Annotated in this window: 13 protein-coding genes and 1 other annotated feature; of the genes, 5 read left to right on the plus strand and 8 right to left on the minus strand. The window is 40.1% G+C overall.

Annotated elements, in window-relative coordinates; all coding sequences use genetic code 11:
- Positions 1 to 3 precede the first annotated feature (3 nt).
- Complete coding sequence (locus MTF66_RS17650) at positions 4 to 873, plus strand: MYG1 family protein (RefSeq protein WP_138621456.1); 870 nt, start codon at positions 4 to 6, stop codon at positions 871 to 873.
- Positions 874 to 1189: 316 nt separating this feature from the next.
- Complete coding sequence (gene tyrA, locus MTF66_RS17655; RefSeq protein WP_109875540.1) at positions 1190 to 2323, plus strand: bifunctional chorismate mutase/prephenate dehydrogenase; 1134 nt, start codon at positions 1190 to 1192, stop codon at positions 2321 to 2323.
- 54 nt (positions 2324 to 2377) lie between these two features.
- On the opposite strand, the gene MTF66_RS17660 is transcribed toward tyrA, so the two are convergent.
- Positions 2378 to 3535, minus strand: a complete 1158-nt coding sequence (locus MTF66_RS17660) for a chorismate mutase (protein ID WP_076921530.1) — start codon at positions 3533 to 3535, stop codon at positions 2378 to 2380.
- Positions 3536 to 3578: 43 nt separating this feature from the next.
- Positions 3579 to 3694: a sequence feature (Phe leader region), on the minus strand.
- Between the two features lie 195 nt (positions 3695 to 3889).
- Here MTF66_RS17660 and MTF66_RS17665 point away from each other — a divergent pair.
- Positions 3890 to 6892: an EAL domain-containing protein gene (locus MTF66_RS17665; protein ID WP_138621458.1), complete on the plus strand. Its 3003-nt coding sequence runs from the start codon at positions 3890 to 3892 to the stop codon at positions 6890 to 6892.
- A gap of 14 nt (positions 6893 to 6906) precedes the next feature.
- On the opposite strand, the gene MTF66_RS17670 is transcribed toward MTF66_RS17665, so the two are convergent.
- Complete coding sequence (locus MTF66_RS17670; RefSeq protein WP_008114484.1) at positions 6907 to 7236, minus strand: translation initiation factor; 330 nt, start codon at positions 7234 to 7236, stop codon at positions 6907 to 6909.
- A 248-nt stretch (positions 7237 to 7484) separates the two neighbouring features.
- On the opposite strand from MTF66_RS17670, the gene MTF66_RS17675 reads away from it, so the two are divergent.
- Positions 7485 to 8144 (plus strand): GAF domain-containing protein, encoded by a 660-nt coding sequence (locus MTF66_RS17675; RefSeq protein WP_010391323.1) that lies wholly within the window; start codon positions 7485 to 7487, stop codon positions 8142 to 8144.
- Between the two features lie 78 nt (positions 8145 to 8222).
- Positions 8223 to 9413, plus strand: a complete 1191-nt coding sequence (locus MTF66_RS17680) for an amino acid aminotransferase (RefSeq protein WP_010391325.1) — start codon at positions 8223 to 8225, stop codon at positions 9411 to 9413.
- Between the two features lie 76 nt (positions 9414 to 9489).
- Here MTF66_RS17680 and MTF66_RS17685 read toward each other — a convergent pair whose 3' ends face one another.
- The 6 genes from MTF66_RS17685 to MTF66_RS17710 are packed head-to-tail and all read right to left on the minus strand — an operon-like array spanning position 9490 to position 15798.
- Complete coding sequence (locus tag MTF66_RS17685) at positions 9490 to 10242, minus strand: DUF3379 family protein (RefSeq protein WP_010391327.1); 753 nt, start codon at positions 10240 to 10242, stop codon at positions 9490 to 9492.
- On the minus strand, positions 10242 to 10799 hold the full coding sequence (locus MTF66_RS17690; RefSeq protein WP_010391329.1) for a sigma-70 family RNA polymerase sigma factor: 558 nt from the start codon (positions 10797 to 10799) through the stop codon (positions 10242 to 10244). The genes MTF66_RS17685 and MTF66_RS17690 overlap by 1 nt, the downstream gene beginning before the upstream one ends.
- A gap of 53 nt (positions 10800 to 10852) precedes the next feature.
- Entirely contained in the window at positions 10853 to 12496 is a 1644-nt protein-coding gene (locus tag MTF66_RS17695) for a BatD family protein (RefSeq protein WP_138621460.1), read from the minus strand.
- Positions 12490 to 14388: a VWA domain-containing protein gene (locus tag MTF66_RS17700; protein WP_248527718.1), complete on the minus strand. Its 1899-nt coding sequence runs from the start codon at positions 14386 to 14388 to the stop codon at positions 12490 to 12492. The genes MTF66_RS17695 and MTF66_RS17700 overlap by 7 nt, the downstream gene beginning before the upstream one ends.
- Complete coding sequence (locus MTF66_RS17705) at positions 14388 to 15371, minus strand: VWA domain-containing protein (protein ID WP_010391336.1); 984 nt, start codon at positions 15369 to 15371, stop codon at positions 14388 to 14390. The genes MTF66_RS17700 and MTF66_RS17705 overlap by 1 nt, the downstream gene beginning before the upstream one ends.
- Positions 15364 to 15798, minus strand: a complete 435-nt coding sequence (locus tag MTF66_RS17710) for a DUF4381 domain-containing protein (RefSeq protein ID WP_138621466.1) — start codon at positions 15796 to 15798, stop codon at positions 15364 to 15366. Before MTF66_RS17710 ends, MTF66_RS17705 begins: the two co-directional genes overlap by 8 nt.
- Positions 15799 to 15801: the final 3 nt, after the last annotated feature.

The raw sequence follows: 15801 nt of genomic DNA on the forward strand, positions 1-15801 counted from the left end.
AAAATGAATGATAAAACGATAGTTACACACAACGGCAATTTTCACGCAGATGATGTTTTTAGTATCGCTGCACTTAAAATTATTTTCCCTTCTTTTACCCTGATCCGCACACGCGATAATGCGATTATTAATGACGCCGATGTGGTTATTGATGTTGGTGGTCAATATGACCCAGAAACTAACCGGTTTGATCATCATCAGCGTGGCGGTGCTGGCGCTCGTGAAAATGGTATTCCTTTTTCGTCATTTGGCTTGGTGTGGAAAAAATATGGCTTAGCAATATGTGATGATAACCAAGATGTGGCGAATGCGGTGGATGCAGGGCTTGTATCAACTATTGATGCCATTGATTGTGGTCATGTTGAAGGGGTTGCTACAGGCATTAGCTTAAGCCAAACAATTTCTATGTTTAACCCAACATGGGAAGAGGAAAGTGATTTTGATGCTGCTTTTGATCAAGCGGTTGAATTTGCACACACTTTACTGATTCGTTTTGTAGCTTCTGCCCGAGGTGGTTTAAATGCTAAAAAGATTGTTGCTCAAGCAATAAAACAAGCTGATGATCCTCGATTAATCGTATTAGAGCGCTATACTCCGTGGAAAAAAACCGTACATAGTTTATCTGATGAGGCATTATTTGTCGTTTACCCATCTCATTCTGGCAAGTGGATAGTGCAAACAGTGCCTGCAGAATTAGGCTCTTTTGAAGACAGAAAGTCATTACCTGCAACATGGGCAGGATTATCAGATGATGAATTTCAAGCGGTAACCGGTATCGATGATGCTATGTTTTGTCACAATGGCTTATTTATCGCTGGCGCAGAATCATTCGACAGTGTTATGTCGCTTGCGGCTATGGCATTAGAATACTAATAGTTCTCCTTAACCGCTCGCCGGTTACTTAATAAAAGTGGCCTTTGCCACTTTTTTAAGATCCTCTACTTAACCTGAACCTACGTAAATTCAATGAAGTTAGCGCTGAAATAGCTGCTTGAGATAGATTTATTATCTAGCGTTTAGGTTACTTACTACCGTTTCCACCTTGGTTTTAGTTGAACAACTGATAGTGATCTTTTCAATAATTTGCCTTTTAACCCCTAACGTATCCTGTTAGTATTTATCGTATTGATTAGTTTACTTTTTTGTAAGTTTTAATTTACGATTTTGCTTTTTTGGATGGAATGAGAACGTGGCAGAGATAAGTGATTTAGCGCAGCTAAGAACAAGTATAGATGAATGCGATGCGCAACTGGTTGCCTTACTTGCAAAACGCAATGGTATTACTCAACAAATAGGCGCAATAAAACAACAAACTGGCGCGCCATTACATGCACCCGATCGAGAAGCTGATTTATTAGCTGCACGACGTCAAGAGGCTATTAATCAAGGTGTAAATCCTGATTTAGTCGAAGACATTCTCAGACGCATGATGCGTGAAGCTTATCAAAATCAACAAGCCAAATTAGCCTGTGCCGACCCACAATTATCGCCAATTGTTATTGTTGGTGGTGAAGGGGCAATGGGTCAGTTATTTGCAAAACAATTTCAGCGTTCGGGTTACGAAGTCAAAATTTTAGATAAAGCGCAGCAATCACAGGCAGCGGATATTCTAAAAGGTGCAAAACTGGTGATGATCAGTGTACCAATAAATGCTCTTGAAACAGTTGTTAACGCGCTTCCAAAGCTTGATGATGATTGTTTGCTGGTTGATATTACATCAGTTAAACAAGCACCATTAGCTGTGCTTAAAAAAGTACATAGTGGGCCAGTTGTTGGTTTACATCCAATGTTTGGACCTGATATTTCCCATTGGGTGAAACAAACCGTGGTGGTGTGTGAAGGGCGTAGTCATGAGGTGGCACAAGGGTTATTAAAACAGCTACAAATATGGGGTTGTCAGTTAGTTGAACTTGAGGCCAAAAAGCATGACGAAGCAATGCAAATTATTCAGGTTATGCGCCATTTAACCACCTTTGTGTACGGTCAGTTTTTAGCAAAACAGGGGCATACACTTGCCGAGTTAAGAAGTTGCTCATCACCTATTTATCAATTAGAGCTAATGATGGTTGGCCGTTTATTTGCGCAATCGCCAGAGCTATACACCGATATTATGTTAGCGCAGTTTGACAATGTCGAAAGCTTATTGGCGCAGTATCAGTCTTTGTTTTCGCAAACGCTTGAAAAGCTAAAAGCAGGGGATAAGTCCGCATTAATTGATGCTTTTGCTGATGCAAAGTCTTATTTCTCAGATTCAACGGCGCACTTTTTAACCCAAAGCCGTAGTCTTTTAAATAAAGCGAATGATGCGAAAGTACTTGATTAAAAAGAATAGCTCCATGAAAAGAAAAGGGCCGCTAGGCCCTTTTTTAATATTTTGTTAGCTTTCTACGCTCACAGCTTGTAAAGACTCGCTTTGGTAACAACCAAGTACACGAACATATTGAGTGTGCTGTTTGAGCTCCTCCAATGCATGCTTCACTTGGTTATCGATTAAGTTAGCCTCCAAGTCCACATAAAATACTTCTTCCCATGGGTTACCAGGAGTAGGTCGAGATTCTAGTTTCACTAAATTAATATTATGCTGTTTAAAAATCATTAACGCATCGGCAAGCGAACCGGCCTGCTGCTTGGTTGACATAATTAAGCTAGTTTTAGTAGGGATTTGAGTTGATACTTGCAGTGGTTTTCGGGCAACCACAATGAAGCGGCTGTGATTTTCTTTTTGATTGGCAAGATTCGCCTTGATCACTTCAAGGCCTACATTTTTCCCTGCTTGCGCAGAGCCGATTGCTGCGCTGTTCGGTGTTTCAAGAGCTGATTTTAATGCACTTGAGGTTGAATCGCAGGTTTCATGCTGAAGTTCGCCAAGGCCCTGTAAAAAGCGGCTACACTGGGCAAAGGGTTGCGGATGTGCAAAGACTTTAGTTAATTGGTTCAGCTCAGTTCCTGGGGCTGCTAATAAGCAATGCTCAACGCTATGAGTAACTTCACCGACAATAGAGACTTGTGCATGCTGCAGCAAATCAAATACTTCATTAATACTACCTGAGCTAGTGTTTTCGATAGGCAGTAAGCCAAAGTCGGCTTGACCTTTTTCTACTTTACCAGTGATTTCTTCAAATGAGGTACAACCAATTTCAACTAATTTACCCGGGCGACGGCTAAAATATTTATGACATGCAAGCTGACTATAAGAGCCTTGACCGCCTAAATACGTTACGCGATGGGTTTCGCTCAGTGCATCGGGGTTTAAATTCTTTTGAAGCATGGCTTGTTGATGCAATACTGAGTCTTCTAATATCGTTTGAAACACGTTGTTAACGTAGTAAGCGTCAAGCCCTAACGATTTGCCATAGCCTATAAGTTTTTCGAGCAAAGCCAGTTCACGGGCCTCATCACGAATGGGTTTATTATTTGCAATTTTATATTCAACTACGCCATGACTAATGCGGCGTCGCTTTGCTAGTAAAACAAGTAAATCGGAGTCGATTTCATTTATATCGTGCCTGAGAGTATCAAGTACATCGTTGCTCATTTGGTTTTCCTCATTCCAAAAATATCACTGATTTTGCAGTGAAAATAAAAAAGCCTCCCAGTTGGGAGGCTTTACTATTCGATTGATTTTATCTCACAAACAGGGAAGCCTCTTCTATATAAAGAAGCTAAAAAAAGAAAAAAAGGCGTGTGAGTAATTTATATTCATACCCTTAATGTATGAAGTGTCACTCCCAATGTCAACAAGCACTTACCTGACGCGGCTTTTTTACCTAATATGTGTACAAAAGGTGTTGTTTTTTAAAAGTTTATAAATAATTTATAATTCTGATTTAAGTTCTGGTATATTTCTATTACTTGAAAAAATAATAATTATAAATAAGGTTGGCTTTTTGTGTATCGACGCCCTCCATCTCGATTTGGCATAAACTCACTTAGTGTAAAGTTATCATTGTTGATCTCTGGTATCTGTTTAGTGGCTGGCATTTGTGCGGCTGCATTAATGCTCAAGTCAGAAGAAAAACAGCTTGTTTTTGAAGAGCATGAGGTATTAAAGCAATCAAATGAATTATTAATAAACCAGTTTAATAACCTGATAGCGACCAAAGTTAAAATAGCAGAGCAAGCTAATATTGTTGTTAGCGAGCAGTTATTTGAGGGACAGCTGTCATTTAAAAATAATACTGCACCTACAATGCAGCTCACCAATGATGGCTCAGTGCGCAGTGCATCATCGGATGGGCTATCAGCCGCGTTTATCCCTCAAACTGCATATTCTCCTTTTTATAAACAGCTAATTGCTGATTCTGAATCCCTTTGGAAAGTTATTTCTCCTACGTTAATTCAAGATTTTTATAATTTTTATCTTATAACTGAAGATAACTTTATTCGTGTCGCACCGCCAAACTGGGCGCTTAATGTGCCTGGAAATTATACATTCAACCAAAGTGATAGCTTCAATTATGCGAAGTCTTTAACTAACCCACAACGAGAGCCTCAATGGTCAAAAGTTTACTATGATGAAGTTTGGAATAAATGGGTAGTCAGTTTAATTGTTCCCATTTATCAAGATGATGAGTTTTTAGGGGTTACCGGTAACGATATTTCACTAAACTCACTCATATCGCAATTACCCGTCGGTGGAAAGGAAAAACACTTAGTAGTGTTTGATAAACAAGGACAGCTATTAGCACATCCAAACTTAACCTCTGAAAATTATAAAGAGTACGGAGAGGCAGGCAAAAAGCTATTACCAGATGACTTTATTTCTCCAGAACTAAAGCGCGTTATTGATAACGCAGGGCAAATACAATTACCAGAATATGCCGATTCATTTTCATTAAATGATGAAGACTACATTATAAATATCCATAAAGTTGAAGGTGTAAACTGGTATGTGGGTGTATATAAAAAGCGCTCCTCAACGTTATCGGCATTGAAAGACTTAAAGCTTAAGTTTTTTGGCCTATTTATTCTGTATGCCATTTTAGTTGCTTTATTATTACACCAAGCACTTTACCAATTGGTATTAAGACGCTTACATTCATTGGTTTATGCAGTTACTAACTTTGGTAAAGGCCAGTTAGAGATTGAGTTTCCAAAAGAAAATAAAGATGAAATTGGTACGCTTAATGGTTCATTCAAAGATATGACCATTGAAATTCGCAAACTCATTGACGGCTTAAACCAGCGCATAATAGAAAAAGAAATCGCAGAGAAAGCTGCAAATCGCTTGTCTAAAGCGGTTGCGTTCTCTGGTACAGGGGTGGTGATCACCGATGAAAATTTTGTCATTGAATACGTTAATCCAAAAATGTTAGAGATGACTGATTTTGTCGAAAATGATTTTTTGCGTCAGCCATTACTGACAATTATTGCCAATGAAATGACCATGTTGGTAGAGGATATTGACATTGATTTGCGTAATCGTAATTACTGGCGAGGAGATACGCTTATTGAAGCGCAAAACAAGTCGCCAATATGGGTATCGCTTAGTGTGTCACCTATTCGAGAAGACGGTGGTAAAATAACCAGTTACGTGGCATCAGCGCAAGATATTTCGTTTGTGAAAGAAAGCCAACGAAAAATGGAACAGCTCGCTTACTTTGACACACTAACCGGGCTTGCTAACCGTACATTCTTTAGAATGCAGCTCAGGAAGTCGATGGCGCTTGCTGAGAGAGGGCGTTACTCGTTTGCTTTATTTTATTTTGATCTGGATGAATTTAAGCGTATTAACGATACTTTAGGTCATGATGCGGGTGATCAGCTGTTAGTTGAAGTGGCAACACGCTTAAAACAGCGCTTACGAGCAGAAGATACCATAGCCCGTTTAGGTGGGGATGAATTTGCTGTTTTACTCAGTGGTATTGAACATCAAAAAGAAGCATCTGAAGTCGCTGACACCATACAAAAAACCTTAAACCAGCCGATAAAACTTGGCAGCAATGAAGTAATTGTCAGTGCAAGTATTGGGATCACCTTAGCACCATTTGATAGCCTAGAAGAAGATCAGTTACTAAAGCATGCCGACTTAGCCATGTATGAGGCCAAAGCCAAAGGGCGTAACACTTTCCATTTTTATAGCCAAGATCTAAATGCGGCAGCTAATGAACGATTATTCCTAGAAAATGAATTGCGTCATGCGATTAAAGAAAAGCAACTCACGCTACATTACCAGCCACAAGTTGATTGTCGCGATAATAGCGTGGTGGGATATGAAGCATTACTTCGTTGGTTCCATCCTACGCAAGGGTTTATTCCTCCGACTAAGTTTATTCCGATAGCTGAGGCAACGGGTTTAATTGTAGAGCTCGGTAAATGGGTGCTACAACAAGCGTGTGAGTTTACGAAGCGACTAGAACAACAAGGTAGAGCAAGTAATATGTCGATAAATCTGTCAGCAAGACAGTTTAAAGACGCAAGCTTAGTGCCTATGCTGAAAAAAATAATTATAGAGACGCAGATTAATGCTAAAAGTCTGCATCTTGAATTAACCGAAAGCATGCTGATGGGGAATGTTGAAGCAGCTATTGATCAGTTACATCAACTTAAAAAGTTGGGTATCTCAATTTCTATTGATGACTTTGGTACGGGTTATTCTTCACTGAGTTACCTTAAGCGTTTCCCTGTCGATATTCTTAAAATTGACCGCTCGTTTGTCAAAGATATACCTGAGGATGATAACGACATGGAGATCACTGCGGCCATTATTGCTATGGCACAAAAGCTGAAGCTTGATGTAGTTGCCGAAGGGGTCGAAACAATCGAGCAAGTTGAGTTTTTACAAAATAATAATTGTTTTATTGTTCAAGGCTATTATTTTAGTAAGCCAGTGGCTGAGGATGATATTCCCGCATTATTTGATCAATTAGCAGCGCTAAAAATTATTAAATAAGCAAGAATTGCGGGTTAACCACCCGCAATTTTTACTTTAAATTTTAATCCCTCTAAAATCGCTTTTAATTTGTCGCGATCATCACCTTGTACTTCAATAACACCTTCTTTTACTGCGCCCCCTTGGCCCATCTTACTTTTTATTGTTTTTGCTAACTTTTTCAAATCATGCTGTTGTGGATCAAGACCAACAACCAGCATTACACCTTTACCTTTTCGGCCTTTGGTTTGACGTTCTATGCGAATTGACCCGTCTTTAAATAGTTTTACATCCAGTTCTTTTTCTGGCTTTGGCTGATCAATTCGCCCTGTTGCTGTTGAATACACTAAGTGACTATCACTCATAATTAACCTACTTAAGATTGAATATAATAATGCGGCAAATAATAACAAATTTGTGAAGCAAAGGCGTAATTTTTGCACCTAAGCTGAACACCTTTTAATGCCCCCAAAGATAAAGCAACCAGTTTAAATACCGCAATTATATCTATGAATAAAAGTGTTTAAAGATTTTAAAAAAGCGCTTTAAATTGGCTAGCACTATAAAAACATCCATGCTACTATTTCGGCATTATAGATGTATGGACGTCCAAATGGTTAATTCTTACTTAGAGTATGCTCAACTTAATGTTGAGCCACAGTTAATTCACGCTGAGCTAGAAAAGCTTGAGCAATACCTAAATAAAAATGCTGCACCAGCCGTGCGTTGGGAATACCAAATTCCTGAGCTAGGTGAAGGTGGGGCATGCAGTTTATTTGGTTACCTACAGGATGAGCCGTTTAAACTAAGCGATTATGTCAGCCAAAGTACGCAAACAACTGAAAAATTAGCGCAACTTCAATTGATTGTTGACTACGTCATTGAAAACACAAAGCTTGATTGGTACGGCATTTATCAGAATACCCACACCAATGAAGGGGAGCAGTTATTAAAGCTGGCTTATTTTGGTGCGCCGAGTCGTCCTTTATTTCCGCTTACTGCTGAATTTGCGACTGCCAGCAATAACGTTCAGGTAGCGTTTAGTGGTAAAGGACGCGTTATCAATAACGTTGAGCAATATTTGGCAGCAGGCGGTGAATATTACACCTGCGATCCGAAAGTAAAAGCAGAAGCCTGTTTACCGCTATTTAATGCACAACAGCAATGTATAGGTATTGTTGATGGTGAAGCTTTTAACACTGATTTTTTTGATAAAGCGACGCTCGCGTTATTAATAGCGTGCTGTATTAAAATTCCTCACTTTTTAGTGTAAATAACACTAGTCAATCAAGTGAGTTTTTATGTTAAGCTTAGCGCAACAGCTAACCCCTAAATAACGAAGAGATAGCCAATGTTCTCAGTATTAAAACCATTACCAACAGACCCTATTCTTGGCCTTATGGCGGCCTACAAGCAAGATACTAACCCAAATAAGATTGACTTAGGGGTTGGTGTATATAAAGACGAGCAGGGGAATACCCCGGTATTAAAGTCAGTAAAAAAAGCAGAAGCGTTTCGTTTAGAAAATGAAATGAGCAAATCTTACATTGGACTTGCTGGTAACTTAGATTACTGTCAACAAATGGAAAATCTTCTTCTTGGTGAGCACCCGGCATTATTAGCTAATCGCGTACGCACAGCACAAGCACCTGGTGGTACAGGCGCACTTCGTGTTGCAGCAGAATTTATTGTACGTTGTAATCCAGGCGCTACTGTATGGGTTACTAACCCAACGTGGGCTAACCACATTAGCTTATTTGAAGCTGCAGGCTTAACGGTAAAAGAATACCCATACTACGACTACGAAAACAAAGATTTATTGTTTGATGAAATGGTTGAAACACTAACACAGGTGCCTAAGGGCGATGTGGTGTTATTACATGCATGTTGTCACAACCCAAGTGGTATGGATTTAAACGAAACACAATGGAATACTATTGCTGAACTTGCAAAAGATGTGGGTTTTACGCCATTAATTGATATTGCATATCAAGGTTTTGGCTCTTCTTTAGAAGAAGATGCGAATGGTTTACGTATTTTAGCCAATGCGGTTGAAGAGTTGATCATTTGTTCATCATGTTCTAAAAACTTCGGCTTATACCGTGAGCGTATTGGTGCCTGTTCAATCATTGCAAAAGACAGTGCAACAGCTGATATTTCAAACTCGGTGTTATTAAGTGTGGTACGTAGCATTTATTCTATGCCGCCAGCGCACGGTGCAGACATTGTAAACACTATTTTAAGCAGCACAGAGTTAACGCAGCTATGGCACAGTGAACTTGATGAAATGCGTAACCGTATTAATGGGTTACGTAGTTTAATTAAAGACAGCCTGGCAGCGAAAGACATTGCTCAAGACTTCTCGTTTATTGACCGCCAACACGGTATGTTCTCTTTCTTAGGTATTAATAAAGAGCAGATCGAGCGCTTGCAAAAAGAATACGGTATTTACATTGTCGGTTCTAGCCGTGTTAACGTAGCAGGTATTAGCCAAGCAAATATCAACTACTTTGCTAACGCAGTTGCTGATGTTTGTAAGTAATCAGTAAGCAGCTTTGGCTTTTAAATAATAAAAAAACCGCACACTCGTTGCGGTTTTTTATTGTTTCTATAATGGCTTAAAGCCAGCGAATAGCACCTGAAATACGTTCATTATACATATCAACTGGTGAGCCAAGGCTTGCAATTAGCACGGTATCGGCCTGTTTGCCACGATTTATATGGCCAGCATAGCGAGAGTCATTAAAATCATCAGAGCCAATTTCAAAGATTTGATTATCGCTTGGCACAATAAACACGGTCATAGGCCCAAAGTCAGACTCAAACACTAAATGAATACCTTTCTCACCTTGAAAATCGCAAAAGTTAACATAAGTCACTTTGCCAGGTAAATCACTAATATGGCCGCCAAGTAAAGCCAGCTTTTCATTGACAGTTTGGATGCTAATTTGTTGAGTTTTATTTAACGCATAAATTTCATGGTAAACATGGGCTAGTGCATGCTCACCAGCCGTTTGATTAATACTTTGTTCTTCGCTAAACATAAACGCACTAACTGCAATCACAAACGAAGCTGCCAAAGCCAAATGCATTCGGTCGAACTTAAACCATGAGCGTGCACTAACCACGTTATCCTTTTGCTCAAGTTCATCTGTTCTGGCTTTTTCTTTTAACGAGGTGTTTAAAATAATTCGTTCAGCAAGATTGTCAGGTACAGTAATATCAAGCGCGTCGTCGAGTTGTTTATCGAATGCTTTGCTTTCATTTAAAAATTGTTGTCTGTCGGCACTGCTGTTTGCAAATTCCTGAAGCTCTTTGTCCAGCTCATTTGGCTGCGCAATCGTGCGGCGACGAAACTCAAGTTCATCCATTATTTTGATGCTCCTTTAAGTTGTTCATCATCACGGCTTAATGCCTCTTTAAGTTGATTTTTTGCTCGGAATAAACGTGTCATAACAGTATTTTTATTTAAGTTAAGAATGTCTGCAATTTCATCTCCGGTGCAGCCCATTACCACCTGTAGCAACAGCGGCTCCTTGTAGTCATCAGCCAATAAAGAAATTTGTCGCTGAATAACGGTTTGTTCCATTGCTGTATCTAAACTATGGCTGGTTTGATCCACCAATGTGTCGTTATCTACATCACTGTAATCAAATTGCTTGCGCTCAAAGCGTCTGGCATTCTCACGCCTTAAAATGGTCAGCAACCATGGCTTAGCTGCTTTTTGGTCGAGTAACGAATCAAGCGAGCGCCATGCACGCAAAAAGGTTTCTTGCACTAAGTCATCAGCAATAGTCGGATCGTTACATAACCAGTAAGCAAAGCGATAGAGTTCCTTATGATAAACATGAACCAAGGCTTCATAGCGTTGTTGTTTTTCAGCCATATTAATTAAGACCCGATCATTCGATTTTTTATTTCCAAACATAAGCACTTTTTAATTAAAATTATTATAGGCCAAAAAAGTAACTAAGATTCTTATTAAGAATATAGCTCTTTTAACGCAGATGATGACTTAGCTGTGTGCGATTGATGTTTTTTTAATAAACTAACAATCGCTTCTAAATCAGTGCTAGCCGATTGGTTACCGTACAACTGTGCTTGTAAATTATTTACCTGCGCAGTGAACTGCGAGTTGTTTATCATAGCGCATAAATGGGTGAGAGCTCCTACCTTTTTATCTGTTCGAGTTAGCGCGTATAGATTAAGTGCATCGTAAAATGCTTTATTATCATGGCTTTTAGCAAGTATTTGCAGTGTTTTTAAATCTGCTTGCTGATTGCCTCTGTGATTTGCTTGCGTCGTTTGTTGCACTTCTTTAGCTGAGCGTTTCATAAAGTAAAGAACCAGGGTCACAATCCATAATATGTAACCTAATACGGCTACAATAATAAGCCATAGAGGCGTACTAGTGTGGCGTTGCACGCTGAGCGCTTGCTGCGTTGGCTCTGCATCCGTGTTGTTTAAAGTACTTTCAACGGGTGTATTTAGTGAGTTTGCTGGCGCTGTGGTACTTGGTGTTACCGTAATTGTGCGCTCTGGTAAAGTTGCATAACTAATTCGGTTCATTTTGGTGTTATACCAAGGCAGGGTAATTTCAGGCAATGTATAAGTGCCTGGTGTTTGTGGTAGTAGCGCAAATGAGGCGCTTTGCTGTGATACCACTCGACCATCGCGTACTGCATTATTAGTCTCTTTTTCATCCGGGTAGCTGCGAATACCATTTATAGTAGGCATATCAATTTCGGGTAGTTGCTCCTTAGTAACCCCTAATGCGGTAAGCATAATAGTGCGTGTTATTGGCGTGCCGGCTTCAACGGTATTATCGTCTGGTTGCCATTGCTCGGTTAGACTTACTAATTCACTGGGTAACCAATCACCTTGATAATTCTCAGGGATGGGTTTGATTTCAATCTGTTGTTCATCGCCAAGTGCCGACACCTCTAGTTGGCGATAGTTTTGTTGAACACGCCCTTGAAAAACCGGTGCTTCAATGGTGTATGCACCACTTTTTTGCGGCTGAATTAAATAATTACGGGTGATCACTAAATAACGTTTACCGTTAACCAGTTCATAATCTTCACTCTGCTTACCTAGCTGGGTGAGTTGAGCATCTTCCATGCTTGGCGTGCTTAAGCTGCCATCAAGTAGCTCTTTAGCTAAGTAAAGTTTAATGGTGTAAACGCCAGCCTCTTGCACAAATAAGCTGTTATTTGTAAGCGAGCTTTTTAAAAATATATCATCATTTTTGCCCGCATCGCTGCTTCGCTCTTTAACCGACAAGTTTATCGGTTGAGAGCTGAGCCCTGCAACACTAAAAGAAGGAATTGTGTATTCGCCGGCTTTGCGAGTCATTAACTTAACAGACCACGATGTTTGTTTTTTAATGTTGCCGTTAATAATGTTGGTGCGGCTACTTAAACTCATAGGACCGACGACAAAATCTTTTAACAGCGCTGAAGTATCGGGTTGTTGCCCTTTGATTGAATCATCAATGCTAATATTGAGCATAAAAAACTCACCCGCCAGTACCGGGTTTTTATCAACGCTTGCCTCTAATGAAGTGGCGGCCATTAATGGCATGGCAGTTAATAGCAATAAACAGCAAAATAATCGCATTACCATGATTTTTCTACTCCTGTTGGACGGCGTTGATATTGTCTTTTTTGGGCTTCTAATTGCATTTTGTTTCTTAATAAAATAGCGGGATCGTCGGGCACTTTTCTTAGTAACTGATTTAGTTGCTGTGCTTTCTCTTTTTCTTCATTAGTAAGTTCAGCCGCCTGTGCCTGCATAGCTTGTTGTTGTGCTTGCTGCTTTTGCTCATCAGATGGCGGTTGCTCATTCATTTGATTGGGTTGACTCTGTTGCTCGTCTTGCTGAGGCTTACTATCGTCGTCTTTGTTCTCGTCTTGTTGGTTTTGTGATTGAGCTTGCATGTCAGGCTGATTTTGTTCATCTGACTGCTCACCAGATTGGCTTTGTTGATCTTTTGATTGCTCCGAGGGCTCACCCGATTGCTGCTCTTCACTGTTTTGACTGTTATCTTCGCTTTTATCTGCGTTATTTTTATCGCCATTTTTTTGCTGATCTTGTTTTGATTTATCTGCATCATCTTGACTTTGATCATCTTGATTTTGCGAATCATTACCTTGTTGGTTTTCTTGGTCTTGCTGTTGCTTAAGTAACTGCTCAACTAACGCTTGGTTATCGGCTGCTTGGGTAAAATCAGACTGCAGTGATTGCGCTTGTTTGTAAGCGTTTATAGCAGCCTCTAATTGTCCGGCTTTAGCCAGTGCATTACCGTAATTGTAATAACCAGTAGCTGATTTATCTTGACTAAATTCGTTCAGAGCGCCTTCAAACTGACCCTGCTGATAAAGTGCAGCGCCTTTGAGAGCGTTGGACTTCGCTTGCGCTGCTTGTTGGTACTCTTGGTTGTTGTAAGCTTCTAATGCACGCTGATCGGTATTTTTAAATAGCGTTGGTAACTCTACTGCATGGGCATTTTGCTGAGGTATAAAGCTTAGCAATAGCACCGCACCAATAAACGCAGAGCGCCTAAATAAGTATAGAGCTAAGGGCAGTAAAATAAGCAAGCCATAAATGCCAACATCGATTCGCCACAAGGCTAAATTTGGTTTTTCACTTTTTAGTATTTCACTGTTTGCTTGCGGTGAAAAAATGGCAATATCGCTATTACTTGGCTGATAATTAGCGTATTGGCCGCCACTATTCTTTGCTAGTCCTTTGAGTAAAGAACCATTGAGTGTAGGCACTACAATTTGGCCGTAATTATCTTTTAAAAATCCGCCTTCAGGTAACTTTATTGGTGCACCTTGCTCAGTGCCAATACCGTAAATATTAAGTCGATACTGGCTACTGTTAGTAAAGCCACTTATATCACTTTGCTGTTGTTGTTCAATACCATCGGTGATCAAAATAATATCACCATCTAGGTAGCCTGCTTGAGTGAGCAGCTCTTGCGCCATGTCTAAACCTGCCAGCACGTTGGAGCCTTTATCAGGCATAATTTCAGGGCTCAAACTAGGAATAAGATTAGCAAGGGTGGTTGCATCATTGGTCAGTGGAGAAATGGTATAGGCAGTGCCTGCGTAGGCTACTAATGCAGTATCACCTTCTTTAAATAACTCAATCATATCGAGGGCTTTAAAGCGAGATTGCATTAATCGATTAGGAGCAATGTCGGTGCTATACATAGAGTACGACATATCCATTACAATAACGCGGGCACTTTTGCTTTGAAATACAGGGACTTGTTTTTCCTCAAAACTTGGGCCTGCACTAAATATAATGGCTAAACTGCAAAATAACGCAACTAGCCACAGCGGCTGACGAGCCTGATTATTTGATTCACTCATAACAAATTGTGCTAAATGTGGCGCAATGAGTGGCGCCGATTGGGCTTTTTTCTTTTTAAGCATGGCAATAAAAAACAGCCCTAGCGCAGGGAGTAGCAGCCATAAAATAGCGGGGCGAATAAACTCAAAATCCATTAGCTTGGCTCCTTCAATGCACGTACTGTTTTTAAAAATGCCATTGCACTTATTAATAGAATGGCCAGTAATAACGGATAATAAAACAAGGCTGTTTGCGGGCGAAAGGTCTGCTCATCGGCACTAATTGGCTCGAGTTTATCAAGCTCTGCATAGATCTGTTGCAACCCAGCGACATCTTTGGCTCTAAAGTACAGACCCCCTGTTTGTTCGGCAATATTTTTCAGTAAACTCTCATCTAAATTGCTGCCCCCAGAGCTCATATTAAATAAACTAAAGCCACGAGGGTTATCTGAGCCGACTCCGATGGTGTACACTTTTATGCCTTCTTCACGAGCTAGTAATAGGGCATCTTCGGGGTCAAGGTTTCCTGCGGTGTTTTGTCCATCTGTTAGTAACACTACAATGCGATTACTTTCTTTTTTACTAGCAAAGCGTTTAACCGATAAACCTAAAGCGTCACCAATAGCCGTGGCACGTCCTACTAGGCCAATTTGTGCTTCAGTAAGCATTTTGCTGACGGTTTTTACATCACGGGTGAGAGGTGTTTGCAAAAACGCTGTATCACCAAACAATATTAGCCCAAGTCTGTCGCCTTGACGCTGCTCTATAAAATCGCTAAGCACTGCTTTAACCATAGTTAAACGGTCAACATATTGGCCATTATAAGCCATGTCTTGTTCTGTCATTGAGCCGGATAAATCCACAGCGAGCATAATGTCGCGACCTTCATTAGGCAGCGATATAGGCTCATCTAACCAAGTAGGGTTAGCCGATGCTGTTACTAATAATGCCCATAGCAACCATTCAAGAGTGTTTAACTTACGTGCACTGGGCTCTACATGTTGATTATTTAAATTATGCGATGCAAAACTAGGGATGCGTAAACGTGTCGTTGCATTACTTGCTGCGGGTTTTAATAGCAGTAACGTTAAAGGAAGCGGCAATAATAAAAACAGCCATGGCCAGCTAAATTCAAACATGCAGTGGCTCCTTTAGCTTAAATTGTTTAATAGCTTGGCGAAACTTATCACTGAGTGCCGGTGGTGTTTGTGCTGTGCTATATAGGCTTGAAATTTCATCTTCATTAAAACGAATTGCAGCAAGTTGACTTAGGGTTTTACACCAGTTAGCTGTGGATTGCGCTGCTAAGCGTGGATCGTAATAGGTGATCACTAAACGCTTTAAAATAATATGCAATTGCTGCGCTGATTGTTGTTGATTAGCTAATTTAATCGCATTACGTTTTGGTTTTTTAAATTGATAGTTTTTGTACATAATTATAATTAAGCCACACACTAAGCACAGTGCAATGCTAATAACTACCCACCAAGCAGGGGCTAACGGCCACCAGTCAACGTGAGAGGGAGCAATAATATCGTGAAGGCCATCAAGTGGAGAGGTTTGCATGAT

It is taken from the genome of Pseudoalteromonas sp. 2CM39R, from assembly GCF_023161845.1.

What these genes read in the sequence shown, in the direction of transcription:
- MTF66_RS17660 (WP_076921530.1), bottom strand. Translation starts at nt 3,535, where the DNA reads ATGAGCAACGATGTACTTGATACTCTCAGGCACGATATAAATGAAATC.
- MTF66_RS17680 (WP_010391325.1), top strand. Translation starts at nt 8,223, where the DNA reads ATGTTCTCAGTATTAAAACCATTACCAACAGACCCTATTCTTGGCCTT.
- MTF66_RS17675 (WP_010391323.1), top strand. Translation starts at nt 7,485, where the DNA reads ATGGTTAATTCTTACTTAGAGTATGCTCAACTTAATGTTGAGCCACAG.
- MTF66_RS17710 (WP_138621466.1), bottom strand. Translation starts at nt 15,798, where the DNA reads ATGCAAACCTCTCCACTTGATGGCCTTCACGATATTATTGCTCCCTCT.
- MTF66_RS17695 (WP_138621460.1), bottom strand. Translation starts at nt 12,496, where the DNA reads ATGGTAATGCGATTATTTTGCTGTTTATTGCTATTAACTGCCATGCCA.
- MTF66_RS17685 (WP_010391327.1), bottom strand. Translation starts at nt 10,242, where the DNA reads ATGGATGAACTTGAGTTTCGTCGCCGCACGATTGCGCAGCCAAATGAG.
- MTF66_RS17690 (WP_010391329.1), bottom strand. Translation starts at nt 10,799, where the DNA reads ATGTTTGGAAATAAAAAATCGAATGATCGGGTCTTAATTAATATGGCT.
- MTF66_RS17670 (WP_008114484.1), bottom strand. Translation starts at nt 7,236, where the DNA reads ATGAGTGATAGTCACTTAGTGTATTCAACAGCAACAGGGCGAATTGAT.
- MTF66_RS17650 (WP_138621456.1), top strand. Translation starts at nt 4, where the DNA reads ATGAATGATAAAACGATAGTTACACACAACGGCAATTTTCACGCAGAT.
- MTF66_RS17700 (WP_248527718.1), bottom strand. Translation starts at nt 14,388, where the DNA reads ATGGATTTTGAGTTTATTCGCCCCGCTATTTTATGGCTGCTACTCCCT.
- MTF66_RS17705 (WP_010391336.1), bottom strand. Translation starts at nt 15,371, where the DNA reads ATGTTTGAATTTAGCTGGCCATGGCTGTTTTTATTATTGCCGCTTCCT.